22 protein-coding genes are annotated in these 23566 nt (G+C 64.5%); 6 read left to right on the forward strand and 16 right to left on the reverse strand.

What is annotated here, in order from left to right:
* Positions 1–7: 7 nt before the first annotated feature.
* The 3 genes from BW989_RS04165 to BW989_RS04175 form a co-directional block, all read right to left on the reverse strand.
* Complete coding sequence (locus BW989_RS04165) at positions 8–1024, reverse strand: 3-oxoacyl-ACP synthase III (protein WP_076585679.1); 1017 nt, start codon at positions 1022–1024, stop codon at positions 8–10.
* A 79-nt stretch (positions 1025–1103) separates the two neighbouring features.
* Entirely contained in the window at positions 1104–1427 is a 324-nt protein-coding gene (locus BW989_RS04170; RefSeq protein WP_076586424.1) for a DUF4156 domain-containing protein, read from the reverse strand.
* Between the two features lie 80 nt (positions 1428–1507).
* On the reverse strand, positions 1508–4357 hold the full coding sequence (locus BW989_RS04175; protein ID WP_076585681.1) for a M16 family metallopeptidase: 2850 nt from the start codon (positions 4355–4357) through the stop codon (positions 1508–1510).
* An 86-nt stretch (positions 4358–4443) separates the two neighbouring features.
* Between BW989_RS04175 and BW989_RS04180 the strand changes: the two genes are divergently transcribed.
* Entirely contained in the window at positions 4444–5145 is a 702-nt protein-coding gene (locus tag BW989_RS04180) for an SDR family oxidoreductase (protein ID WP_076585683.1), read from the forward strand.
* A 2-nt stretch (positions 5146–5147) separates the two neighbouring features.
* Complete coding sequence (trmL, locus tag BW989_RS04185) at positions 5148–5612, forward strand: tRNA (uridine(34)/cytosine(34)/5-carboxymethylaminomethyluridine(34)-2'-O)-methyltransferase TrmL (RefSeq protein ID WP_076585685.1); 465 nt, start codon at positions 5148–5150, stop codon at positions 5610–5612.
* On the opposite strand, the gene BW989_RS04190 is transcribed toward trmL, so the two are convergent.
* From BW989_RS04190 to BW989_RS04205, 4 genes are read right to left on the reverse strand one after another with little or no spacing between them, the layout of a single operon-like run.
* Positions 5613–6248 carry a TetR/AcrR family transcriptional regulator gene (locus tag BW989_RS04190; RefSeq protein ID WP_083688218.1) on the reverse strand — a complete coding sequence of 212 codons (636 nt, stop codon included), beginning with the start codon at positions 6246–6248 and terminating at the stop codon, positions 5613–5615.
* Entirely contained in the window at positions 6245–7648 is a 1404-nt protein-coding gene (locus tag BW989_RS04195) for an efflux transporter outer membrane subunit (protein ID WP_076585689.1), read from the reverse strand. The genes BW989_RS04190 and BW989_RS04195 overlap by 4 nt, the downstream gene beginning before the upstream one ends.
* On the reverse strand, positions 7641–10814 hold the full coding sequence (locus BW989_RS04200) for an efflux RND transporter permease subunit (protein WP_076585691.1): 3174 nt from the start codon (positions 10812–10814) through the stop codon (positions 7641–7643). The genes BW989_RS04195 and BW989_RS04200 overlap by 8 nt, the downstream gene beginning before the upstream one ends.
* 15 nt (positions 10815–10829) lie before the next feature.
* Positions 10830–11960 (reverse strand): efflux RND transporter periplasmic adaptor subunit, encoded by a 1131-nt coding sequence (locus tag BW989_RS04205; protein WP_425476645.1) that lies wholly within the window; start codon positions 11958–11960, stop codon positions 10830–10832.
* 402 nt (positions 11961–12362) lie between these two features.
* Between BW989_RS04205 and BW989_RS04210 the strand changes: the two genes are divergently transcribed.
* Positions 12363–12968, forward strand: coding sequence for a diffusible signal factor-reguated Ax21 faimly protein (locus BW989_RS04210; RefSeq protein ID WP_076585695.1), 606 nt, complete (start codon positions 12363–12365; stop codon positions 12966–12968).
* 135 nt (positions 12969–13103) lie between these two features.
* Here BW989_RS04210 and BW989_RS04215 read toward each other — a convergent pair whose 3' ends face one another.
* The 5 genes from BW989_RS04215 to BW989_RS04235 all read right to left on the reverse strand — a co-directional run bounded on the left by BW989_RS04215 (position 13104) and on the right by BW989_RS04235 (position 16147).
* Positions 13104–14117, reverse strand: a complete 1014-nt coding sequence (locus BW989_RS04215; protein WP_425476640.1) for an NAD(P)H-dependent glycerol-3-phosphate dehydrogenase — start codon at positions 14115–14117, stop codon at positions 13104–13106.
* Positions 14118–14146: 29 nt separating this feature from the next.
* Positions 14147–14671, reverse strand: coding sequence for a protein-export chaperone SecB (gene secB, locus BW989_RS04220; RefSeq protein WP_076585699.1), 525 nt, complete (start codon positions 14669–14671; stop codon positions 14147–14149).
* An 83-nt stretch (positions 14672–14754) separates the two neighbouring features.
* Positions 14755–15189: a rhodanese-like domain-containing protein gene (locus tag BW989_RS04225; protein ID WP_076585700.1), complete on the reverse strand. Its 435-nt coding sequence runs from the start codon at positions 15187–15189 to the stop codon at positions 14755–14757.
* 52 nt (positions 15190–15241) lie between these two features.
* A complete protein-coding gene (locus BW989_RS04230; RefSeq protein WP_083688220.1) occupies positions 15242–15661 on the reverse strand; it encodes a hypothetical protein in 420 nt (139 codons plus the stop codon).
* Between the two features lie 30 nt (positions 15662–15691).
* Positions 15692–16147, reverse strand: a complete 456-nt coding sequence (locus tag BW989_RS04235) for a YiiD C-terminal domain-containing protein (RefSeq protein ID WP_076586428.1) — start codon at positions 16145–16147, stop codon at positions 15692–15694.
* A gap of 69 nt (positions 16148–16216) precedes the next feature.
* Between BW989_RS04235 and BW989_RS04240 the strand changes: the two genes are divergently transcribed.
* On the forward strand, positions 16217–16975 hold the full coding sequence (locus BW989_RS04240) for a uroporphyrinogen-III synthase (RefSeq protein ID WP_076585702.1): 759 nt from the start codon (positions 16217–16219) through the stop codon (positions 16973–16975).
* 12 nt (positions 16976–16987) lie between these two features.
* Here BW989_RS04240 and BW989_RS04245 read toward each other — a convergent pair whose 3' ends face one another.
* The gene (locus BW989_RS04245; protein ID WP_076585704.1) at positions 16988–18265 is read right to left on the reverse strand and encodes an acetyl-CoA C-acetyltransferase; all 1278 of its coding nucleotides are present in this window, start codon (positions 18263–18265) and stop codon (positions 16988–16990) included.
* Between the two features lie 77 nt (positions 18266–18342).
* Between BW989_RS04245 and BW989_RS04250 the strand changes: the two genes are divergently transcribed.
* Entirely contained in the window at positions 18343–19221 is an 879-nt protein-coding gene (locus BW989_RS04250; RefSeq protein ID WP_076585707.1) for a hypothetical protein, read from the forward strand.
* A 23-nt stretch (positions 19222–19244) separates the two neighbouring features.
* On the opposite strand, the gene BW989_RS04255 is transcribed toward BW989_RS04250, so the two are convergent.
* The 3 genes from BW989_RS04255 to BW989_RS04265 form a co-directional block, all read right to left on the reverse strand.
* Positions 19245–19766 carry a superoxide dismutase family protein gene (locus BW989_RS04255; protein ID WP_076585709.1) on the reverse strand — a complete coding sequence of 174 codons (522 nt, stop codon included), beginning with the start codon at positions 19764–19766 and terminating at the stop codon, positions 19245–19247.
* A gap of 83 nt (positions 19767–19849) precedes the next feature.
* Complete coding sequence (gene ntrC / locus BW989_RS04260) at positions 19850–21289, reverse strand: nitrogen regulation protein NR(I) (RefSeq protein ID WP_076585711.1); 1440 nt, start codon at positions 21287–21289, stop codon at positions 19850–19852.
* Positions 21282–22319 carry a two-component system sensor histidine kinase NtrB gene (locus BW989_RS04265; RefSeq protein WP_076585713.1) on the reverse strand — a complete coding sequence of 346 codons (1038 nt, stop codon included), beginning with the start codon at positions 22317–22319 and terminating at the stop codon, positions 21282–21284. Before BW989_RS04265 ends, ntrC begins: the two co-directional genes overlap by 8 nt.
* 131 nt (positions 22320–22450) lie before the next feature.
* On the opposite strand from BW989_RS04265, the gene BW989_RS04270 reads away from it, so the two are divergent.
* Positions 22451–23557: a L,D-transpeptidase family protein gene (locus BW989_RS04270; RefSeq protein WP_083688222.1), complete on the forward strand. Its 1107-nt coding sequence runs from the start codon at positions 22451–22453 to the stop codon at positions 23555–23557.
* Positions 23558–23566: the final 9 nt, after the last annotated feature.

Raw genomic sequence — 23566 nt, forward strand, 5'->3', positions numbered from 1 at the left:
GCTTTGATCACCACACCACTTCCGACATCGTGCAATTGAGGCCCGAACCGATGCCGAGCAGGGCGATGCGATCCCCCTTTTTCAAGCGACCGGCCTGCTTCAACTTCGACAACACGATCGGCACCGAGGCTGGGCCGATGTTGCCGTGCTCGCCGAAAATCGTCATGACCTTCTTCGGGTCGATGCCGAACTTCTGTATCAGCGTCTGCGTGTGCACCTTGCTGACCTGGTGGACCACGAACTGATCCAACTCGTGCACTGCCCAGCCCATCGCCTGCTTGGCGGCGACGAAGGTCTTGCCAGCCAGGTTCATGCCCTGGACCAATAGCTGCTTGGTATCGGTGACCATGCGATCCAGGTTGCCGCGGCAGAGGGTGTTCCACTCGGTCGCCGAGCGCGTCACGCCGCCCTTATAGCGCGGCGCTTCCGGATGGAGCTCGGCGCGTGCGAGGACCATGCCCGCGGCACCGGAGCCCAACGTCAGCGTGGCCAGTTCGTTGCGGAATTCGTCTTCGGTCGAATCCGGACGCAACATTCGCTCGATGGTCTTCTCATAGGCAAGGTCGGCCGTTTCACCATCGACCACGAGTGCGTAATCGATCTCGCCGCGCTCAATCATGCGCGCGGCCATGTCCATGCCATTGATGAAGGCCAGGCACGCATTGGCGACATCGTAGTTCTGGCAGGTATCGCCCACCTGCAGGTTGCCGGCAACGATACTGGCCGTGGATGGCTCCAGATAGTCGCGGCTGACCGAGGTGCTGACCAAGAGCCCCAGTTGGCCGGACTGGATGCCAGCATCTTTCAGCGCCAGGATGCCGGCTTCGGTCGCGGCGTCACTGGCCAGCTTATCGCTGCCCCACAGGCGGCGCGCATGGATGCCGGCGATATCTTTCAGCACATCGACACGAATCCCCAGACGGTCCAGGGTCGGCTTCAGGCGCAAGTTGATCTCGTCCGAGGTCAGCGAATGCGGAGCATCGACGTGGGCTAGACCTGCAATGGCGACGTTCTTGAACAGCATGGGGGAGGACTCGAATCGAAGCAAAGACCGCCTAGATTACCGGTTCAGCGCCGCCGCCGCAGCAAAAACCCGTGTTTCCTCAGCGCTTGCATCGCCAGGCGGCGAAACGCTGGCTGCCTTCGCTCGGCGCTCCGAGGGCATGGATGTCGGTCGCCGGGATGCTGGCGGCCTGGTTGCGGGCCAGCGTCTCCAGCTCTTCTGCGACGCGCAGCGGGTTGCGCTTGTACAGCATCACCTTGTCGGTAACCTCCACATCGATCTCCCCTACTTTCTCGCAATCGGCCGGTGCGGCGCGCAGTACGCGCACGTTTTGAGCGGGCGGCGCAATCGGCACCCAGGTGCAGGCCCCAAGGACAAAGACGGCAACAAGGGCAGGCAGCGGCAGCAAGGATTGAGGGCGCATCAGGAACTCCACAGGGGATGAACGACGATGCCCGCCATTGTGGCGGGCATCGGGGTGAAGCGGAACCGCGAAACTGAACCTTACTTTTTCGCAGCCGGCTTGCCGTCGGCATCCAGCACCACGACTTCACCCAGGTTAAGCGCACGCACCGGGGCTTCGATCTTGGACAGATCACCCACCACCACCCACACCAGCTGGGACGGGTCGATGGCCTGGGCGGCGGTTGCGGCCTGCGCCGGCGTGAACGCCTGCACTTCCGCGTTGCGGGCCTGGACCCAATTGTCCGGACGCTCGTAGCGGACGATGCCGCCAATGGTGTTCATCACCGAGGAGGCGGTCTCGTAAGCACCCGGCAGGCTGCGCACTTCGTTGTTGATGACTTTGGTGACTTCGTCCTGGGTCGCCGGCACCTTGCCGCTGCCGTAGTCGGCAAACTCGCGCTGCATTTCCTTCATCGACTCGGCCGTCTTGTCGATCTGCACCGGCGCCATCGCAATCCACGGACGCTGGCCCTGCGCGCCCAGCAGCATCGTGCGCGCGCCATACGACCAATGCTTGTCCTCGCGCAGGTTCATGTTGAGGCGGGAAGTGAAGCTGCCACCCAGCACGTCGTTGCTCATCTCCAGCTTGACCGCACCCGGATCACGCGTGGACGGCATCACCAGGCCCGCCATGATGTTGGCCTGCACCGCGCCCGGCTGGTCGATCAGATAGACGCGTGCCTTGTCCGGACGGCCCACTTGCGGCAAGGCCGCCGGCTTGGCCACGGTGCCCTGACCCTTCCAGTCGCCCAGATGCTTGTTCAGCACCGGCACGATCTCGGCCAGGGTGGTGTCACCGACCACGACGATCGTCGCGTCTTCCGGACGCAGCCAGGTGTTCTGGTAGGCCACGAGGTCATCGCGGGTCAGGCTGGCGATGGCTTGCTCGTTGCCGCTGCCGGTCAGCGGCATCGCGTACGGATGGCCTTCGCCATACAGCAGCGGCGGCAGCACGCGCAGCGCCACAGACTGGGGCTGCGCCTTTTCCTGCGCGATGTTGGCGATCCATTGCGCCTTCACGCGGTCGATGTCTTTTTGGTCGAAGCGCGGCGCACGCAGCATGTCGGCGAAGAGATCCACCGATGCATCCAGGTTCGACTTGAGGGCCGACAAGTAAGCGTTGCTGCCATCGAGCGCAGCACCGGAGCCGAAGTTGGCGCCCAGGCCTTCAGCGCGCGCCTTGAAGCCCAGCGAGTCCAGCTCACCCGCACCTTCGTCCAGCATCCCCATCGCGAAGCTGGCCGTGCCCAGCTTGCCACCAACGTCCGAGGCGTAACCGCCCTTGAACTCGTAGCTCATCTGCACGACAGGCACTTCATGACGCTCAGCCAGCACCACCGTCGTGCCGTTGGCGAGCTTGGCGCGCTGCAGGGCGGGGAATTTCAGCGCCGGGTATTGCTCCACGGACGGCACGCCCTTGCTGCGATCCACGTCGCTGGCGACCGTCTTGAACTTGGCATCCGGCTTGGCCAGCACAAACGGTGCAGGTTTGGCGCTGGCTTCTTCGGCCAGCGGCTTGCGCTCTCCCGGCGACACGACGAACGTGTGGCTCGGCGCGGCCAGCCACTTCTTGCCAGCCGCCAAAACATTGGCTGGCGTCGCATTGGCCACAGTGTTGAGCGAGGCGCGGAAGCAGCCCGGATCTTGTTCGTAGATCGCGCAAGCAGCCAGCACGTCGGCCTTGCCGCCGAAGCCGCCAATACGCTCCACGCCGCGCACCACTTGTGCGTTGTGACTGGTCTTGGCCTGGGCCAGCTCTTCCGCGGTCGGGCCTTCCTTCAGCAGCTTCTGCAATTCATCCTCAATTGCGGCTTCGACCTGCTTCGGGTCGACGCCCTTCTTCACCATCGCGTTGACGAAGAACATGCCGCCCAGTTGCGAGCCGTAATTGCCGGTGCCCACGCTATCGACCAGCTTGTCCTGGTACACCAGACGCTTGTCCAGGCGCGAGGTCGCGCTGCCGCCCAGCACCTGGCTGAAGAGATCCAGCAGGTCGGTATCGCGGTCAGCCACATCAGCCACGTTCCATACGCGGCGCACCATCACCTGCGGCACCTTGTCCTGCAACTCAGTGCGGCCATCGGCAGTGAGCTTGGCGACATCGACCTTGGGCTGGGCCATCGTCGGGCCTGCCGGGATGTCACCGAAATATTTCGTCACCTTCGCCTTTGCGGTGGCGACATCGATATCGCCCGCCAGCACCAGCACCGCATTGTTCGGGCCGTACCACGCGCGGAACCAGTTCTTCACGTCGTCCAGCGATGCCGCGTTCAAATCATTCATCGACCCGATGACACTGTGGTTATAGGGATGACCCTTCGGATAGCGCTTGGACGTCATCACGTCCCACAGCTGGCCATAGGGCTGGTTCTCGCCTTGGCGCTTCTCGTTCTGCACCACGCCGCGCTGCTCGTCCAACGTCTTCTGGTCGATGGCGCCCAACAGGTGCCCCATGCGATCGGATTCCATCCATAGCGCCATGTCGAGGGCGGTGGTCGGCACGTTCTGGAAGTAATTGGTGCGGTCGGTATTGGTCGTGCCGTTCATGTTGGTGGCACCGGCCTGCTCGAACGGCGTGAAGTACTCACCCGGCGCGTTCTCGCTGCCATTGAACATCAGGTGCTCGAACAGGTGCGCGAAGCCGCTGCGGCCGGCCGGCTCGTCCTTGCTGCCCACGTGGTACCAGACGTTGACCGCGACGATCGGTGCCTTGCGGTCGGTATGCACCACCACGCGCAGACCGTTGGGCAGGGTGAAGGTTTCATACGGGATGTCGACCGCCGCCTTGGCCGGCGATGCCGCCAGGGCGGGCGCGGGGACGAAGCTGCCGATGGCAGCCGACAAGGCAAGGGCGAGCGCGGCGACGCGCGGAGCACGGATCGAGGACATGCGGGATTCCTGCGGGACAGTGAAACCCCGATGGTAGCCTTTAGTGCCGTTCCGGCCCCTGTGCCGGAAGTACCGAGGAAAACCACATGCCCCAGAATACCCTGGTCACCGGCGCCAACCGCGGCATCGGGCTGGAATTCACCCGCCAACTGTTGGAGCGCGGCGATCGCGTCATCGCCGCCTGCCGTAAACCCGGACAGGCCCACGCCTTGGGCGCACTGGCTGGCGAGCACCCGGGCCGCCTGCAGCTGGTGCCGTTGGACGTGGCCGAAGCCGCCTCCCACCATGCGTTGTTGGGGGAACTGCCGCTCCTGCTTGGCGAGGACAAGCTGGACCTGGTCATCCAGAACGCGGGTGTTCTGCACTCGGGCGAGCGTTTCGGTCAGCTGACCGAGGCCAATCTGCTGGACAGCTTCCGTACCAACGCCAGCGGCCCGCTACTCCTGACCCAATCGCTGACGCCCTGGCTGGCCGATGGCGCCAAGATCGCCAACCTCAGCTCGATCCTGGGCTCGTTGGCCGACACGCACGCGTTTTCCACACCCAGCTATCGCATCTCCAAGGCTGCGCAGAACATGGCGACGCGCCTGTTGGCTGCTGCGTTGGCGGATCGCGGCATCTCGGTCATCGCACTGCATCCGGGCTGGGTGCAGACCGATATGGGCGGCGATGGGGCTTCGGTAGCAGTCACGGATTCGGCACGCGGCTTGCTGAAAGTGATCGATGCCGCGACCCCGAAGGACTCGGGCCACTTCTTCGACTGGCAAGGGCGCGAGGTCGCTTGGTAAGCATGTTCCACGTCATCCTGCACCAACCCGAGATCCCACCCAACACCGGCAACGTGATTCGCCTGTGTGCCAACACCGGTGCCACCTTGCACCTGGTCGAGCCGCTCGGATTTTCATTGGACGACAAACAGCTGCGGCGCGCGGGCCTCGACTATCACGAGTACGCCGCCCTGAAAGTGCACCCTGATCTTGATGCGGCTTTGGCGGCCGTCGCGCCTGGCCGTGTGTTCGCGCTGTCCACGCGCGGCCGACAACGTTTTGACGAGATTGATTACCAGCCCGGCGATGCGTTTCTGTTTGGGCGCGAAACAGCTGGCCTGCCGCAGGAAGTGCTGGATGCATTGCCGGAAGCACAACGCCTGCGCCTGCCGATGCGCCCGGACAATCGCAGCCTGAATCTGTCGAACGCGGTCGCCGTGCTGGTGTTCGAAGCCTGGCGCCAGCACGGGTTTACCGGCGGCGCCTGATCAGGCCGCTTTGCCCTGCAAGCAGGGGAACACGTCCTGCAAACCTTCGCGCAGCAGGCCAAGATCCAGATCAGGATCGCGCGCCTGACGCATCTTCAAGCCATCCAGCAAGGCGCGCAAAATCAATGCGCGCGCCTGCAGCCGCTGCGGCGATACATCCGATGTCGACGACTGCGCCAGCCATTGGCCGAGCCCATGGTTGATGCGCTGATCCAGCAAGCCCATCGCCTCGGCAATCACCGGGTCACGGCGCGATTCAGCCACGATTTCCAATAGCAACGTGGCATCCAGATGACGGAGCGATATCTGGTTGTCATGGTTGTACGACGCGCACTCACGATATTTTTCAACGATGCCATCCACCGGATGCTGCGCGCCCGACTCCAGTTGCTCGAAGTCGTCCGCGAGCAGTTCCGACTGCCGCGACACGATGCCGTGGATCAATTCCGACTTGCCGGCGAAGTAGCGATAGATGAGCCCGGGGCTCATCTGCGCGGTCTCGGCGATCATCGACATGCTGGCTCCGTGAAAACCGCGCTCGGAAAAACAGCGCTGGGCGGCGTCGAGGATCCGGTCGCGCTGCACCCGCGCACGTTCCGCCCGTGCGTTCGACCCCTGTTGCAGTGCCTTCCTCATGGCGTCGGGGTCGCGGTGCCGCCGTCCCAGCCACCGCCCATCGCGCTGTAGAGCGTCATCCGGTTGGCCTGCTCGGCCAGCCGCGCCGCCACCAGCCCCTGCTGCGCGGCATAGCGGGTGCGTTGCGCGTCCAGCAGGGTGAGGTAGCTGTCGTAGCCGGCGTCGTAACGCGCCTTGGACAGTTGCTCGGCGCGTTGCGCGGCGGTGAGCAGGCGTTCCGCCGCCGCCCGCTGGTCGGCCAGGGTGCGACTCAGGCTGATCGCGTCGGCGACTTCGCGGAAGCCGGTCTGGATCGCCTTCTCGTAATTGGCCAGGGCGATGTCGCGGTTGGCCGTGGCCACGCCGAGGTTCGCCTTCAACGCGCCGCCCTGGAAGATCGGGATGCTGATCTGCGGGGCGAAGCGCCAGAAGCGCGTGCCGCCATCGAACAAGCTGGAGAACTCGCCGCTCATGCTGCCGGCCGCGCCGGTCAACTTGATCGAGGGGAAGAACGCCGCGCGGGCCGCGCCGATGTTGGCATTGGCTGAACGCAGCGCATGCTCGCTTGCCTGGATGTCCGGGCGGCGCAGCAGCAGGTCGGAAGGCACGCCACCCGGCAGCGCCGTCATCGCCACCAGTCCGTCATCGAAGCCCTGCGGCAGGTCCCCGGCCGGTACCGGCGAACCGGCCAGCAGGTCGAGCGCATGGCGGTCCTGTTCCACCTGGCCGCGATAACGCGCCTGGTCGGCACGCGCGGTTTCGACCTGGGTCTGCGCCTGCGCCAGCACCAGCCCGCTGACCGCGCCCAGCTCATGGCGGCGCTCGGTCAGGCGCAGCGATGCCTCCTGCGCGCGCAGGGTGTCTTCGGCGATCGCCAGCAGGCTCTGGTCGGCGGCCAGCGCCATCCACGCGTTGGCGACCGTGGAGATCAAGCTGATCTGCGCGGCACGGCGGTTCTCTTCCTGCGCGAAGTACTGCTGCAGCGCCGCTTCGCTCAGGTTGCGCACGCGGCCGAACAGGTCCAGTTCGAAGCTGGCCAGGCCGGCCGACGCGGTAAAGCTGTCGGTCGTCGGCGCGTCGCCGCCGGTGCGTTCCATCGACACGTTCGCACCGACCGCCGGCACGCGTTCGGCGCGCTGGATGCGGTACTGCGCGCGGGCACGCTCGACGTTCAACATCGCCACCCGCAGGTCGCGGTTGTTCTCCAGCGCCTGCGCCACCACGCGCTCCAGGCGCGGATCGACCAGCACGTCACGCCAGCCGACCTCGCCCACCGCAGTCGCAGACGGGGTGATGCCGTTTTCGGGTACCGGCCAGCTTTGCGGAATCTGCGGCTGCGCTTCCGGCAGCCGCGGCTCCAGCGTGGCGCAGCCGGTGCCGGCCAGCGCGATGGCCAGCGCAAGGCCCAAGGTCTTATTCATGCGGATTCTCCGTGGCCGGCAGGTCCAGCGCGGCCGCTTCCTTGTTGCGGTCGCGGCGGCTGAACAGCCGCGTCACCACCATGTAGAACAGGGGGATGAAGAAGATGCCCAGCGAAGTACCGACGATCATGCCGCCCAGCACACCGGTACCGATCGCGATCTGCGCGCCGGAGCCGGCCCCACTGGCGATGGCCATCGGCAGCACGCCGAAGCCGAATGCCAGCGAGGTCATGATGATCGGGCGCAGTCGGTCGCGCACCGCGTGCATGATCGCCTCGACCAGATTGGTGCCGGCCTCGTAATACTGCTTGGCGAACTCGATGATCAGCACCGCGTTCTTGCTGGTCAGGCCGACCGTGGTGAGCATCGCCACCTGGAAATACACATCGCGCTCCAGCCCGCGCAGCAGGGTGAACAGCACCGCGCCCAGGATGCCCAGCGGCACCACCAGCAACACGGCGGTCGGCACGCTCCAGCTTTCGTACAGCGCGGCCAGCGCCAGGAACACCACCAGCAGCGACAGCGCGTAGAGGATCGCGGTCTGGTTGCCGGCGGCGCGTTCCTGCAGGGACTGGCCGGTCCATTCGATGCCGACGCCGTCGGGCAACTCGCCCACGATGCGTTCGACTTCGGCCATCGCGTCGCCCGAGCTCACGCCGGGCGCGGCCTGGCCCTGGATCTCCAGCGAGCCGACGCTGTTGTAGCGCTCAAGACGCGGCGAACCGTATTCCCACTTCGAGGTACCGAAGGCGGAGAACGGCACCATCTGCCCGGCCTTGTTGCGCACCGACCAGCGGTCGAAGTCGCCCGGCAACATGCGATACGGCGCATCGGCCTGCACGTAGACGCGCTTGACCCGGCCACGGTCGATGAAGTCGTCGACGTAGCGACCGCCCCACGCGGTGGCCAACGTATTGTTGACCTCCGCGATGGACAACCCCAGCGATTGCGCCTTGGTCTGGTCGATCTCCAAGCGCAGCTGCGGCTCGTCTTCCTGTCCGTTCGGGCGCACGCCGGTGATCAGCTTGCTCTGCGACGCCAGCCCCATGAACTGGTTGCGCGCGTCCATCATCGCGGCGTGGCCGAGGCCGCCGTTGTCCATCAAATTGAACGAGAAGCCCGAGGACGTGCCCAGGCCCTGGATGGCCGGCGGCGACATCGCGAACGCCATCGCATCCTTGATCTGCATGAGCCCGCCCATCGCGCTGCCGGCGATCGCCTGCGCGCTCTGCTCCTTGCCCGGGCGCTCGCTCCAGTCCTTGAGCTTGACGAAGCCCATGCCGGTGTTCTGCCCGCTGCCGCCGAAGCTGAAACCCTGCACGGTGAAGATGGACTCCATGTCGTCCTTCGCGGTATCCCGGAACACCTGCTCGACCTGCTTCACCGATTCCAGCGTGCGCTCCTGGGTGGCGCCGACCGGCGCCTGGATGATGGTCATCAGCACGCCCTGGTCTTCTTCCGGCAGGAAGCCGCTCGGCGTGCGCAGGAACAACAAGGCCGCCGCGATGCCCAGCACCAGGTAGATCAGCATGAAGCGCGCGGGACGCCCGAGGATGCCGCGCACGCCGCGCTGGTAGCGCCTGCTGCCGGCATTGAACTTGTCGTTGAACCAGTCCAGGAAGCGACCGATGAGACCGCTGCCGTGCTCCATGTGGCCGCCCTTCTCGATCGGCTTCAGCATGGTGGCGCACAGCGCCGGGGTCAGCACGATGGCGACCAGCACCGAGAACCCCATCGCCGTGACGATCGTCGCGGTGAACTGGCGATAGATGACGCCGGTGGAACCGCCCATGAAGCCCATCGGCACGAACACCGCCGCCAGCACCACGCCGATGCCGATCAACGCGCCGGTGATCTGGTCCATCGATTTCTTCGCCGCTTCCTTCGGCGACAGGCCTTCTTCGCTCATCAGGCGTTCGACGTTTTCCACCACCACGATGGCGTCATCCACCAGCAAGCCAATGGCCAGCACCATCGCGAACATCGTCAGCATGTTGATGGAGAAGCCCAGCACGCCCAACACCGCGAAGGTGCCCAGCAACACCACCGGCACCGCGATGGTCGGGATCAACGTCGCGCGGAAGTTGCCCATGAACAGGTACATCACCAAAAACACCAGCACCACCGCTTCGATCAGCGTGCTGATGACGCCCTTGATCGACACTTCCACGAACGGCGTGGTGTCGAACGGGATGACCGCCTCCAGGCCGGCCGGGAAGTAGGGCTTGATCTCTTCCAGCTCCGCGCGCACGGCGGCGGCGGTGTCCAGCGCGTTGGCGCCGGTGGCCAGCATCACCGCCATGCCGCTGGCGGGCTGGCCGTTATAGCGGCTGGTGAAACCGTAGCTTTCCGCGCCCAGCTCGACACGCGCGACATCGCCCAGGCGCAGCATGGCGCCATCGCCACCGCCGCGCACCACGATGTTGCGGAACTGTTCCGGCGTCTGCAGGCGATCCTGCGCGGTGATGGTCGCGTTGAGCTGCTGGCCCTCGACCGCCGGCGCGCCGCCCAGCTGGCCGACCGCGACCTGCGCGTTCTGCGCCTGCAGCGCGGCGGTGACGTCGGCCACGCTCAGGTCGTAGGTATCCAGCTTGTTCGGGTCCAGCCAGATGCGCATGGCGTACTTGGTGCCGAACGCCTGCGTGCCGCCGACGCCGGGCACGCGCGCGATGCGTTCCACCACCGAGCTGGCGACGTAATCGCCGATGTCCTGCCCGCTCATGCTGCCGTCGGTGGACACGAAGCCCAGCACCATCAGGAAGCCGCTGGCCGCCTTGTTCACGGTCACGCCCTGTCGCTGCACTTCCTGCGGCAGCAGCGGCATCACCGACTGCAGCTTGTTCTGCACCTGCACCTGCGCGGTGTCCGGGTTGGTGCCGCTCACGAAGCTGAGCGTGATGCTGGCCATGCCGTTGGACTGGCTGTTGGACGACATGTACATCATCCCGTCCAGCCCTTGCAGGCTTTGTTCGATCACCTGCGTGACCGAATCTTCCACCACCTTGGCGGAAGCGCCCGGGTACATGGCGTTGATGCTGACCTGCGGCGGGGCGATGTCGGGGTACTGCTCGACCGGCAGGCCGCGCAGCGTGAGGATGCCCGCCAGCATCAGGATGATGGCGATCACCCAGGCAAAGATCGGGCGATCGATGAAGAAACGTGCCATGGGGGAAGCTCCTGCTTACTTGGCGGCGGGCGCGGCGGCAGCCGGCTTGGCGGCGGCGGGCGGCGCAATGCCCTGCTCGGTGGCCTGCACCGGCGCACCCGGCCTGATCTTCTGCAGGCCTTCGACGATCAGCTTGTCGCCGGCGGCCAGGCCCGATTCCACCAGCCATTTGTCGCCGATGGCGCGACTGACCTTCACCTCGCGCGCGGCGACCTTGCCATCGGCATTCACCACCATCGCAGTGGCCTGGCCACGCGGATCGCGGCTGACGCCTTGCTGCGGGGCGAGAATCGCGTTGCGGCGTTCACCATTGGCGACTTTGGCGCGCACGAACATGCCGGGCAGCAGCAGCTGCTCCGGATTCGGCACGATCACGCGCAACGCAACAGCACCGGTAGTCGGGTCGACCATCGTCTCGGCAAAGCTGAGGCGACCTTGGTGGGTATAAGCACTGCCGTCTTCCAGGGTGATATCCACCGGGACCGAATCGGTGGGTTGCAGGGTGCCGGCGTCGATCTCGCGACGCAGTTGCAACAACTCCGTGCTGGATTGGCTGATCTCGACGTAGATCGGATCCATGCTCTGGATCACCGCCAGCGGCGTGGGCTGGCCGGCGGTCACCAAGGCACCGCGGGTCACGTTGGAGCGACCGATGCGGCCGCTGATCGGTGCGGTCACGCGCGCGAAACCCAGCGGCACGTTGGCGCCTTGTAGCGCTGCCTGTGCCGAGCGCAGATCCGCTTCGGCCTGACGCAAGGCCGCCTGCGCATTGTCGTTGTCCTGGCGGCTGACCGCATCGATCTTGACCAACTCACCCGAGCGCTTGGCGGTCAGGCGGGCGGAAGTCAGCGCAGCCTGTGCACGTGCGACGGAGGCCTGCGCACTGTTGGCGTCGGCGCGGAAAGCGGTTTGATCCAGCTGATACAACGCCTGGCCGGCGCGCACGCTGCCGCCCTCGGTGAACAAGAGGCGCTCGACGATGCCGCCTACTTGCGGGCGCACTTCCGCTTCCTGGGAAGCCTCCGCGCGACCACTCAGCTCACGCGTCAACACAACAGTCTGCGGCTTCAAAGTGACCACCGTGACTTCAGCCGGCGGCGGTGCGCCCCCCGCTTGTTCGTCGCCCTTGCCACACGCGGCAAGCATCAGGCTGGTGGCAATCAAGGCGGCAAGGGCCGCCTGCTTGGGAAGTGCGGTTCTGGACATAGGAAAGGACTCGATAGGAGTAAGCCAGCGCAGCACTTGCCACGGCCTACGGGGGATATAAGGCGCGAAAGAATGAACGATCATTCTCTTCTCGTCAATAATTAAATGCAGCACGGCACTTCGGCTGTTCTCCCCAGATGCCGTTGGTTCAACGTAAACCGATTCCCTGTTAGGAACAAGTAGAAAGCCAGGAAGATGCCTTCCTGAATGGCACAAAAATATTAGTGTACCCAATAGTACAATATTAAGGGGGCGTTTAGCGGCAGTGTCGATACTTGTGCCCAACGTCCGAGTCAGCCCGCTGATCCGGACGTTCACACAACAACGATAACGAGGTGCCCCATGAAGAAGTCTTTGCTCGCTCTGACCCTGATCGCCGCCCTGCCGTTTGCTGCTGCCAACGCCCAGGACCGTCCCAACTACAACTATGCCCAAGGCGGCTACACCAGCCTCGATGGCGATGACGATGTCGATGCCGACGGCTACAACCTGGAAGGCTCGGTCGCGGTTGCGCCGAACTGGCACATCTTTGCCGGCACCCAGCAGCTGAAGGACAAGGATTACGACATCGGCGTCGATGAGTGGAAGATCGGCGTTGGCTTCAACCACGCCATCTCCGCCAACACTGATTTCGTGGCGCGCGGCGCCTACCAGAAGCTGAAGACCGACGACATCTATGCCGGCGGCCTGAAACTGGCGAATGGCGCTGATCTGGATGGTTACAGCGTCGAAGCCGGTGTGCGCAGCAACCTGGCCCCGAACTTCGAAGGCTACGCCATGGCCGGCTACGAGAAGTACGGCGACAACGATGGCTACGAAGGCCCGAAGGGTGCTTACGGCCGGCTGGGTGGACAGGTCAAGTTCAACCCGAACTGGGGCGTCTTTGGTGACGTCAAGTTCGGCGACGGCGACGCCGTGTGGAGCGTTGGCCCGCGCATCAGCTGGTAACCAAGCAACATCGCTCCTCTCCAGAGCGTGCTAGTGGAAGGCCCGACAGCGATGTCGGGCCTTCTTTTTATTCCGCATCGGTGATGACGGTGGGCGATGTGTGTCGCTCACGCGACATCGACCATCAAATCGAATTCAAGAGAACAGGGTCGTCGGGTATTCCGCTTTCTGCTCGCGGGCCAACAGATGATGCAGGCCTTCGACTGGCGTCATCTCGCCATGCAGAACTTGTTGCACGGCGCTGGAAATCGGCAGCTCAACGCCATGGCGTTCGGCCTGGCGCATCACTTCATCGGCGGTCTGGATCGATTCGACGACCTGACCGATCTCGCGCACAGCGTCATCGATTGACTGACCGCGTCCCAAGGCGAGGCCCAGGCGACGATTACGCGACAAGTCGCCGGTTGTCGTCAGCACAAGATCGCCCAAGCCGGCCAGCCCCATCAAGGTTTCGGGCTTGGCGCCGATCGCCGCGGCCAGGCGCAGCATCTCGTTGAGACCACGGGTAATCAGGCCCGCGCGCGCATTGAGGCCGAGCTGCATGCCATCGGCCACGCCCGTGGCGACGGCCAGGACATTCTTCATCGCACCGCCGAGCTCCGCACCGACCATGTCATCGCCTGTGTAGGCGCGGAACATCGGTCCGTGCATGGCCTCGGCCACGCGCTGGGCGAAAGCTTGATCATCCGCGTGCACGGTCAATGCCGTGGGCAGGCCGAGCGCGACTTCCTTGGCGAAGGACGGGCCGGTGACAACCGCCAATGGCACGTCATCGCCCAATATTTCGGCCGCGACTTCATGGAGGAATCGGCCGGAGCCGGGCTCGAACCCCTTGGTCGCCCATGCCACGCCCGCACCCGCGGGACGCAAGGGGGCCAACGAGTGCAAGGTTTCGGCAAAAGCATGCGAGGGCACTACCACCAAAACCCAGGCGGCACCTTCCAGCGCAGCAGCCAAGTCGGTGGTGGCGCGCAGGGTTTCCGGCAGCGGTATGTCCGGGAGATAGCGCGGGTTTTCATGCCGCGCATCGATGGCGGCGATGGTCTTCGCATCGCGCCCCCACAAGGTGACTGCGTGACCCTTGCGGGCCAGCAAGGCAGCCAGTGCGGTTCCCCACGAACCCGCGCCGAGGACGGCGACGGGCTCCATGACGGCGTTCATAAGGCGAACGCGTTGGGTCAGGCGTTGCCGGCGGTTTCGCTGCCGGGCTGCAGCGCATCGGCCTGGCCCTGCTGCTCAGCGCGCTGACGCAGGCCTTCGGCGTAAAGAGCATCGAAATTGATCGGCTGCAACTGGAAGGGCGGGAAGCCGCCATTTGAGACCAGGTCGCTGATCGCCGAGCGAGCATACGGATACAGGATGGCCGGGCACTGGGCGCCGAGCATCGCGTCGAGACCCGCCGGGTCAAAACCAGCCAGACCAAACACGCCCGCCTGCTGCACTTCGGCCAGGTAAGCGGTCTTGTCGCCCGCCTTGCAGGTCAGGGTCACGCCCAGGACCACCTCGAAAGCGGAGTCATTGAGCTGGGCGACGCGCTGGTTCAAATTCATCGAGAGCTCCGGCTGGACCTGCTCGTTGAACACGGCCGGTGCATTCGGCGATTCGAACGAGACATCGCGGGTATAGATCTTCTCGACCGAGAAGCTGGCGCCCTGCTGGGCTTCGGCGGGGGCGGCAGCGCCGTTGGCGATGTCTTCGGACATGGATGACTCCGTGGAATTTATGGGTTGAACAGTCGAACTGGGGATTATCGCACGGCTGCGCAAGGGGCCTTAGTGGGATGGACTCAACGGCCCTTGACCAAGGGCAGGCCGGCCGAGCGCCAGCCGTCGATGCCGCCATCGAGTACATAAACCTTCTCGAAACCGGCCTTGGCCAGACGCTTGGCGGCACCACCCGCGGTCATGCCGGTCTTGCAGACCACCACCACCGGCAGCGATTTGGCCGGAGCCAGCTGCTTGTTCTCGGGGTCGAACTGGCTGGGCTGGACGTTTTTCGACCCGGAAATATGGCCTTGTTGGAAGTCGTTCTGGGCGCGGATATCGACCACGAGTGCATTTTCGCGATTCACCAAGGCAGTCAGCCCATCCGGCTTCAACACTTTATAGCCCTGCCAGAAGCGGCTGATTTCGGTGTAGAGAAGGGCGATGGTCAAACCGGCCAAGCCGAGCGAAAGCATCGGATGGCGGCCGAGAAAGGCGATGAGTTCCTGAAACGTCACGACAGATAACCGAAAGGCTGGGCCGGCGATTCTGACACAGGCCAGCCAGGGCTCAGCGTTCGGACCAGAAGTCGGGCAGGCCTGAAGTCACCACCCAGGCACCACTGGGGCCATCAAAACGCCAACGCTCTTGATAGCGCACGCTGCGCTCGGCCATGGTGTTGCGATTGACCACGCCAATCTCCACCACCCGCAGCGCCATGCCTTCGCCCACCGGTTCGCTGGCCACGGGTTTGTAACTGGTGACTTGCACCTGCTTGTAGCGCGCACGTTCGATGTCGGTGAGCGGATGCGCCGACTTCCACGTCGGATCGACCTGTGTCCACGCGCCCTCGATATCGCCCCAGCGAATCGCTGCGGAATACGCATACTGCGCCTGTTCGAGCGCACTCATCTGTTTGCCGCCAGCACTCGCACATGCCGACAGGCCCAGCATCAACATCGACAACAAGAGGATTCGCATCACGCGCATGGGCAGGCTCCTAGACGACATCGCCCCATCCTACCGCTTGGCGAATGCGGCGTAACGCGCACGCATCGAGGTCGCCACGCCGCCATCGGGCAGCGGCACACGCGCTTCGACCGTGATGCGTGCCTTGCCTTTCTGCGCGAAGGCAGCGACAAAATCCTCCAGGCTTTCGCCTTCCGCCGCGACCACTTCCGCAATCAGGTCATCCCATAGCGGCGCCTTGTATTTCACTTCGCTATCGGCGACGAAGACCTCGGTCTCGGCAAAGCCGGCGTCGTGCAGGCGCGCCGTCACCAAAGCCCAGCCGGCCAAGGTCATCAGCGACACCAGCGAGCCACCGAACGCGCAGCCCTTGTCGTTGAGGTTGACCGACAATGGTGCCGTCAGTTGTAAGCGCGTGGGTTCGATATCACCGATGGCGACTTGCATCGCCTTGACCATCGGAATGGTGTCGAGGTGGCTTTCCAGCATCGCGCGCGTGTCTTGCATCGGGGGTTCCTGTTTCAGGGTGAGCGCGATGGTACGCGCGTTGTCCATACGGCAAGGCACAATGCTGATATGGACGATGTCGATTTCCACCTGATTTCATTGCGCCCGGTCGGCGGCCATGAGGGCCTGCGCCGTGCGGCAAGGCGTCGTGGTGGAAAGGTGATGGCAATGTCTCCCAGACGCATCGCACTGCCATCAAATGGCCAGACACGCAGGCAGCTGCTTGATGCGCTGACCTGTACCTGCGTAGTGTTCACCAGCCCGGATGCGGTGCGCGCGGCATCGAAGTTGCGTGCGCTCAAGGCCAAGCGCGGGCAGCAGTTTTTCGGCGTGGGTGAGGGCACGCGCCGTGCGTTGCAGCGGGTGGGCGTAGCGAGTGCGAAAGCGCCCGATCGTATGGATAGCGAAGGTTTGTTGGCGATGCCGGAGATGCTCGCACTCAAGCGTGGCGATGCATTGGGCCTGGTGACGGCGCCGGGCGGTCGCGGCGAGATCGCTCGGCAACTACAGATGCGTGGGGTTCGCATCGTGCGCGCGGATGTCTATGCGCGTGAGCCGGTGACGATCACGAATGCCACGTGGCAACGGTTGCGACAGGTATTGGACGATGCAACATCCCCTACTTTTCTTGCGCTCAGCAGTGGCGAGGCGTTTGATGCATTCATTGCGCAAACGCCGTCGGCATTGTCGAAGCGATTGCGCAACGTGACCCTGGTGGCGGCCAGCGACCGCCTGGCCGCGCTGGCTCGCACGCACGGGTTCCGAGACATACGGCGCGCAACCAGTGCGCGCCCACAGGATCTGCTCGCGGCGATCAATATCGCCTGAGTCTTCGCGCGATCAGCGCTCGAGAATCGCCACCACACCCATGCCGCCCGCGGTGCAGATGCTGATCAGGCAGCGCCCGCCACCGCGTTGCTCCAGCTCCTTCGCCGCTGTGGCGACGATGCGCGCGCCGGTCGCAGCGAAGGGATGCCCCGCCGCCAGCGAAGAACCATTCGGGTTGAGCTTGGCGGGATCAATGCTGCCGAGCGCACCAGGCAAGCCCAGACGATTGCGGCAGTATTCGTCGCTTTCCCAAGCTTTTAACGTGCACAGCACCTGAGCAGCAAAGGCTTCGTGGATTTCGTAAAAATCGAAGTCCTGCAGGGTGAGCCCGTTGCGCGCGAGCATCTGCGGTACGGCGACGGTCGGTGCCATCAGCAAACCTTCGCCATGGACGAAATCTACCGCCGCGACTTGCGAATCGACCAGATAGGCCAGCGGCTTCAAGCCATGTTCGGCTGCCCACTCTTCACTGGCGAGCAAACAGGCCGATGCGCCATCGGTCAACGGCGTGGAATTGCCGGCGGTCAACGTACCGCGTCCGGAGGTCTTGTCGAAGGCGGGCTTCAGCGTCGCCAGTTTCTCGATGCTGGTGTCCGGGCGCATGTTGTTGTCGCGCGACACCCCGCGGAACGGCACGACCAAATCATCGAAGAAACCACGGTCATACGCCGCCGCCATTTTCTTGTGCGACGCCACGGCGAGTTCGTCCTGCGCTTCGCGGCTGATGTTCCATTCCTTGGCCATGTCCTCGCAGTGTTGACCCATCGACTTGCCGGTGCGCGGCTCGGCCACGCCCGGGAATTCCGGCTTCAGCTCGCCCAACCGAAAGCCTTTGAACGCAGCAAGCTTCTGGCCAAAGGTTTTGCCCGCTGCGGCTTTCAACAAGCGGCGACGCAATTTTTCGCCGTATACGATGGGCACGTCCGATGTCGTGTCCGAGCCGCCACCGATGCCCGCTTCGATCTGTCCGGCCGCGATCTTGTTGCCGATATGCACGATGGTGTCGAGCGAAGTGCCGCAGGCGCGCTGCAGGGTGATGCCCGGCGTCAGCGGCGACAAGCCCGACGACAATGCGGCCTCGCGGCCGAGGTTCCAGTCGCTGCTGTGCTTGATCACCGCGCCCATCGCCACTTCGCCCAGCTCCACGCCTTGCAGGCCGAATTTCTCGACCAGCGCGCCCAGCGTGCGCACCGACATGCCCATATTGCCGACATCGGCATAAGCAGTGTTTTGGCGGCAGAAGGGAATACGTACGCCACCCAACACGGCGACACGACGGGACTGCGACATCGAAGACTCCTCGGGCTCCGTGCGGTGGCGCACGGCTAGAATGTCAGTCTACCGCCCGCCTTGATCACGCGCACGTCATGACCAAAACCGCTTCCGACCTTTCCGTGCTTGCCGTGATGGCGCTGGAATGGATGCCCGATGGCCCCGCTCCTCGCGTCGCGCTGTCACAGGACGAGGCCGGTCAGTTGGCCGAGCGCATTGGTCATGATTTGGCTCTCTTGGTGCCGGAGGTCGCGAACCTGGATTTGGTCGTGATGGGTGCGCACTTCGACCCTGCCGAAGTATTGCGCCCGGGTTGGCCTGTTCATCGCCGTTTGCACGAGCTGAGTGAGCGCGCACCCGGCCGCAACGCTGGTCCGCGCATTATTGGATTTGGCGCGGATGCGAGTGGCGACATTCCGCAACCCCTGCGATCTGAGCCTTCATTGCAGGGCGGCATGCTGCGCGTACTGCCATTGCTGCTGGCAGGCGACGGTGCGGCGCATGTCGGCGCGCAACTGGAAAGCGTGTTGGTGGATCGCGGCATGGCTCGCGCGGAAACTGCACTGCTGGCGCAAGAATCGTTTGCGGCGCGCATCGAGCACGCGCGCTATCTCACCGTGCACGACCTCGCCGCGATGACCGCCTTGCAATACGAGCACATGGGCTTGGCACCATTGTGGTCGTTGATTGAAACCGCGTTGCTGGCACCCGGCGAATCGGCCTGGCTGGATGCGCCACCCGAGCCGCTCATTCATCTCGTCAAGGGCGAGGCACGTGTCGCACTGTTCTCGGATGATGCATGGCGCGAGCGCTATGCGCCCGAGGAAAACGATGTCGAACGCCTTGCGCGCCGGCGCGGATTTTTCGAAGCACGCGTGCGTCAATTGGCCGCCGTGCTGGAAGCGCACGGCATCCCGGTCACGTTTGTGGATTGCCCGGGTGCACACGATGCGCGCCAGGCCTGCATGGACTGACGCGCACCGCGCTGATCACCCAATCAGCGAATCACGCCGCAGGCGATGCGCTTGCCTGCATTACCCGCGGGCTGCGAGGTGTAGTCATCGGCATCGGCATGCACGACGATCGCCTTGCCCATCACATCGGTGTCGGTGCCTGTGCGGAAGCTCACGCCACTGAAGTGCGCATTGACGCGCGCCGTGCCGCCGGCATCGGCCTGCAGATTGGCTTGATCACCCAGGTGATGCGCGCCACCGCCTTGTGCATTGCCATGCGGCTGGCTAGTCGGATTGAAATGGCCACCCGCACTGCTGGCGTCGTCAGCGCTGCAATCGCCTTTCTCGTGGATGTGGAAGGCATGCGTCGCGTTAGGTGTCAGGCCGCTGATCACCCCCATGACGTGGACACCATCCCCCATCGGCATCACCTGCAGGGCACCCGCGACGTTACTGCCCGAGCGTGCGGACAACGTTGCGGTGGCAGCGGCATCGCCCATCGGCGTGCTGGCGCAGGCAGCCAGCGCCAAGGTAGTGGCGGCAACTAATGGAATGCGCACGTTCATGGAGTTTCTCCTTGGGGAAGTGGCTCCACCCTACCGAGGCGCGGGTTCATGTGTGATGAAAATGTGTGAGACGCCGTGTTGGGTCAAAGACCTGCATCATTTTTTTTGTGACTGCGCCGACGTCGCGACGCACCCAGCTTGCGCGTCACCGTGTTGCGCCCCAGCCCCAAACGATCTGCCGCCCTACCACGATGGCCGTCGCTCACTGCCAAGGCAGCTTCCAGCAAGACGCGGTCAAATCGTTCGCGTGTTTTTGCATGCAAACCCGTCTCACCAGCCTCCAAGCGCTGCGTTACCCAGGCCGCGAGTGATTGCTCCCAACCGGTGCCCGCATCTCGGCTGCGCAAACCATCCCCTAGGTCCGCGATGCCGATGCGTTCGCCCGGTGCCATTGCCGCAACACGCCAGCACAGGTTTTCCAACTCACGCACGTTGCCAGGCCAGTCGTGCTGTTGCAGCTTTTGCAACGCGGCCTTGCCGAAGGTTTTCGGCGTGATACCCAGTTTGCGCGCAGCACGTGCGATGAAATCTTCGGCCAATAATGGGATGTCCTCACGACGCTCACGCAGCGGTGGCACGGCAAGATGCACGACGTTGAGGCGATGCAGCAGGTCTACGCGAAAAACGCCTTCGTCGGCACGCTTTTCCAAGGGTTGGTGCGTCGCTGAAATGATGCGCACATCGACCCGAATCAGTTCACGCCCACCGACGCGGAAAAACTCGCCTTCCGCCAATACGCGCAGCAAGCGCGTTTGCAGGGCCGCCGGCATGTCCCCGATTTCATCGAGGAACAAGGTGCCGCCATCGGCTTGCTCGAAACGGCCGATGTGGCGCTTGTTCGCGCCGGTGAATGCGCCGGCCTCGTGCCCGAACAGCTCGGATTCGAGCAGCTCGGCGGGTATGGCGGCGGTGTTGAGCGCGACGAAGGGTTTGTGTGTGCGCGGCGACTCCGCATGCACGGCGCGCGCCACCAGCTCCTTGCCGGTGCCGGTCTCGCCCGTGATCAGCACATTGAGCGGCGCTTGCGCGACGCGCCCGATGCTCCGAAACAGGGCACGCATCGCCGGGGTCTGGCCGATCAACGCGGGCGGGATGTCGCTTTGTTTGGTTAGCACGTCTTCGGTCGACGTATTGATTTCCGCGATGCCGCGCGCCTCGTCCAACGCGCGTTCTGCCAATGCAACCGCTTCATCCAGGTCGAACGGCTTGGAGAGATATTCGAATGCGCCGCCACGGAAGGCGCCGGCAGTGGAAGCGACATCCGTATAGGCGCTCATCACCACGACCGGCAGGCGCGGATGCGCGGCCTTCAACTTTTCGAGCAAGGCCAAGCCGCCTTCGCCCGGCATGCGCACGTCCGTGAACAGCAAGGCAGGCGGCGTATTGGATGCGATTTCCATCAACGCTTCATCCGCCGAATTGAAGGCGCGCACCTCGTGACCCGCTTCGCGCAGCGCCGTTGCCAACACGAAGCGCACGCCGTGATCGTCATCCACCACCCAGATGCGTGCAGCCTCACTCATCGGCAATTCCTTCGAGCGGCAAGAGCAGGGTGAACACCGTGTGGCCCGGGCGCGAGCGGAAGGTCAGCGCGCCTTTGTGCTCGCGCGTGACCTGTTGCGCCAGCGCAAGGCCCAGGCCGCTGCCTTCCGCGCGACCGCTGATCAGCGGCAGGAACACCTGCTCGGCCAGCGTCTCGGGAATGCCGCGCCCGTCATCGATGATGTCCAGCCGCAAGGCCAGTGCATGCACTTGGTCGGCGATACGCACGCCGTGTTCGGCGCGCGTGCGCAGCGTCACTTGGGTCGCGCCGGCCTCGATCGCGTTGCGCACCAGGTTCCACGCGGCCTGCGCGAGGCGATCCGCATCGCCTTCGACTTCGGGCAGGCTGGGGTCGTAATCGCGGATCAGGCGCACGGCCCAGCCGGCGTCGTTCTCGGCCAGCCGAAGCACGCGGTCGAGCGCCGCATGTAGGTTGAGCGGCGCGTGCGGCGTGGCCGGTTGCGGCGACATCAAGCGATCCAACAACTCAGCGAGGCGATCAACTTCGGTCTGGATCAGCGTGGTGAGTTCGGTCGATGCGGCATCGTCATGCTTGCGCGCCAGCAGTTGCGCGCCACCCTTGATCCCGGCCAATGGGTTGCGCAATTCGTGCGCCAAGCCTTTCAGCGCCGCCGCCACGGCCGCAGGCAACGCGGCGCCTGCCTCGCCATCAGCAAATTCATCGACCGGATGCGCTTCGAGCAGCCAGCCGGATTCATGCCAGGTCAGCCACAGATCGGCGAACCGAGTCTCGGCACTACCGGGCAGCGCCATCGCCACCCGGCGTAGCCGTGGCGGTGCAGAAGCGACATCGACCACCTCAAGCCACGTGGCGATTCGGTCGCCTTGTGCCTCAAGCGATCCGAGCGGCAGGCCCAGCAAACGTCGCTGGCCGACGCCCAGCCAGCGCGCGAAGGCGGGATTGCAGCCGCGCAGCACGCCCTCGGCATCTCCCCACGCGATGGGCGTGGCGAGCTGTTCAACTCCGGGTGGAGGGGCGACATCCGACATTGCACCATTATGGGGCTAAGTCTCTGCGGGATGGCGTGACTGCGGGAAAAATGAATGGAAGTGCGCATCTTCACGGCCGCATCGCCGCCGCCTGAGCAGCATCAACCCACCTTTTCCAAGCCGGACCCGCCATGACCCTGATTCGTCATCCGCTCACCCTCGCCTTGGGCGCCACGCTGATGTTGTCCGCCTGCGGTGATCCGCCGCCGCCGGCTGCGCCCGCGGAGCCCGCACCGCAGGCCCAGGTCGCCCCGGCGCCCGAGCCGGCCCCGGCCCCGGCCCCGGCCCCGATCGAGCTGTACGGTCCGGACGGTTATCCGCTGGCCGCGATGGACCCCGCGACGGCCCCGACCGCGGCAGCCAACCAGCTGGCCAATGACATCGCCACCACCACTGGCCCCGAAGGCGTGTTGCGCGCCCAGGTGCTGCTGCTGCGCGCGCATTTCTCCACCGGCGAGATCGACGGCAAGGAAGGCATGAATGTCGAGAAGGCGATTCGCGCCTTCCAGACCGACCGCGGCATCGAGGCGAGCGGCAAGCTGGATGAAGCGACTTGGGCAGCGCTCAACAAGGACAGCGCGCCAGTGTTGATCAGCTATGCGCTGACCCAACAGGACATCGATGGTCCGTATGCACCGACGCCGGACAGCCCGCAGGAAAAAGCCAAGATGGAGCGCATCGTCTATCAGGACATCTACGAGTCGCTGGGCGAGCGCTTCAACATCAAGCCAGAGTTCCTGAAAGAACTGAACCCGAACGCGGACTTCACTAAGGCCGGCACCGAGTTGCTGGTGCCTTACACGCGCCCGGCGCAGCAGATCGCCGCGGCCGCGCGCATCGTCGTCGACAAATCGGAAGGCGCACTGCAGTTGGTGAACGAGGCCGGCAAGGTCTATGCGCAGTTCCCGGCCTCGACCGGTTCGTCCAAGTTCCCGCTGCCGATCGGCGAGTGGAAGGTGAACTCGGTCGTACATAACCCGGACTATCGCTATGACCCGGACATCCTGGTCAACCAGCCAAAGGGCGCGAAGGAAGCGATCTTCCCGCCCGGTCCGAATGGCCCGGTGGGCATCGTGTGGATGGGCATCAACAAAGAGCATTACGGCATCCACGGCACGCCCGAGCCCGGTCACATCAGCCGTACCCAGTCCTCGGGTTGCGTGCGCCTGACCAACTTCGCCGCCGAGGCCGTGTCCAGCGCGGTGAAGATCGGCACGCCGGTGACCTTCCAGGAGTAACCGCGCGCG

Source organism: Solilutibacter tolerans (assembly GCF_900155935.1).
GTDB classification, from domain to species: Bacteria; Pseudomonadota; Gammaproteobacteria; order Xanthomonadales; family Xanthomonadaceae; genus Solilutibacter; species Solilutibacter tolerans.

Coding starts and splice junctions, on each gene's coding strand:
- BW989_RS04165 (WP_076585679.1), bottom strand. CDS start 1,024: ATGCTGTTCAAGAACGTCGCCATTGCAGGTCTAGCCCACGTCGATGCT.
- BW989_RS04170 (WP_076586424.1), bottom strand. CDS start 1,427: ATGCGCCCTCAATCCTTGCTGCCGCTGCCTGCCCTTGTTGCCGTCTTT.
- BW989_RS04175 (WP_076585681.1), bottom strand. CDS start 4,357: ATGTCCTCGATCCGTGCTCCGCGCGTCGCCGCGCTCGCCCTTGCCTTG.
- BW989_RS04180 (WP_076585683.1), top strand. CDS start 4,444: ATGCCCCAGAATACCCTGGTCACCGGCGCCAACCGCGGCATCGGGCTG.
- trmL (WP_076585685.1), top strand. CDS start 5,148: ATGTTCCACGTCATCCTGCACCAACCCGAGATCCCACCCAACACCGGC.
- BW989_RS04190 (WP_083688218.1), bottom strand. CDS start 6,248: ATGAGGAAGGCACTGCAACAGGGGTCGAACGCACGGGCGGAACGTGCG.
- BW989_RS04195 (WP_076585689.1), bottom strand. CDS start 7,648: ATGAATAAGACCTTGGGCCTTGCGCTGGCCATCGCGCTGGCCGGCACC.
- BW989_RS04200 (WP_076585691.1), bottom strand. CDS start 10,814: ATGGCACGTTTCTTCATCGATCGCCCGATCTTTGCCTGGGTGATCGCC.
- BW989_RS04205 (WP_425476645.1), bottom strand. CDS start 11,960: ATGCTTGCCGCGTGTGGCAAGGGCGACGAACAAGCGGGGGGCGCACCG.
- BW989_RS04210 (WP_076585695.1), top strand. CDS start 12,363: ATGAAGAAGTCTTTGCTCGCTCTGACCCTGATCGCCGCCCTGCCGTTT.
- BW989_RS04215 (WP_425476640.1), bottom strand. CDS start 14,117: ATGGAGCCCGTCGCCGTCCTCGGCGCGGGTTCGTGGGGAACCGCACTG.
- secB (WP_076585699.1), bottom strand. CDS start 14,671: ATGTCCGAAGACATCGCCAACGGCGCTGCCGCCCCCGCCGAAGCCCAG.
- BW989_RS04230 (WP_083688220.1), bottom strand. CDS start 15,661: ATGCGCGTGATGCGAATCCTCTTGTTGTCGATGTTGATGCTGGGCCTG.
- BW989_RS04235 (WP_076586428.1), bottom strand. CDS start 16,147: ATGCAAGACACGCGCGCGATGCTGGAAAGCCACCTCGACACCATTCCG.
- BW989_RS04240 (WP_076585702.1), top strand. CDS start 16,217: ATGGACGATGTCGATTTCCACCTGATTTCATTGCGCCCGGTCGGCGGC.
- BW989_RS04245 (WP_076585704.1), bottom strand. CDS start 18,265: ATGTCGCAGTCCCGTCGTGTCGCCGTGTTGGGTGGCGTACGTATTCCC.
- BW989_RS04250 (WP_076585707.1), top strand. CDS start 18,343: ATGACCAAAACCGCTTCCGACCTTTCCGTGCTTGCCGTGATGGCGCTG.
- BW989_RS04255 (WP_076585709.1), bottom strand. CDS start 19,766: ATGAACGTGCGCATTCCATTAGTTGCCGCCACTACCTTGGCGCTGGCT.
- ntrC (WP_076585711.1), bottom strand. CDS start 21,289: ATGAGTGAGGCTGCACGCATCTGGGTGGTGGATGACGATCACGGCGTG.
- BW989_RS04265 (WP_076585713.1), bottom strand. CDS start 22,319: ATGTCGGATGTCGCCCCTCCACCCGGAGTTGAACAGCTCGCCACGCCC.
- BW989_RS04270 (WP_083688222.1), top strand. CDS start 22,451: ATGACCCTGATTCGTCATCCGCTCACCCTCGCCTTGGGCGCCACGCTG.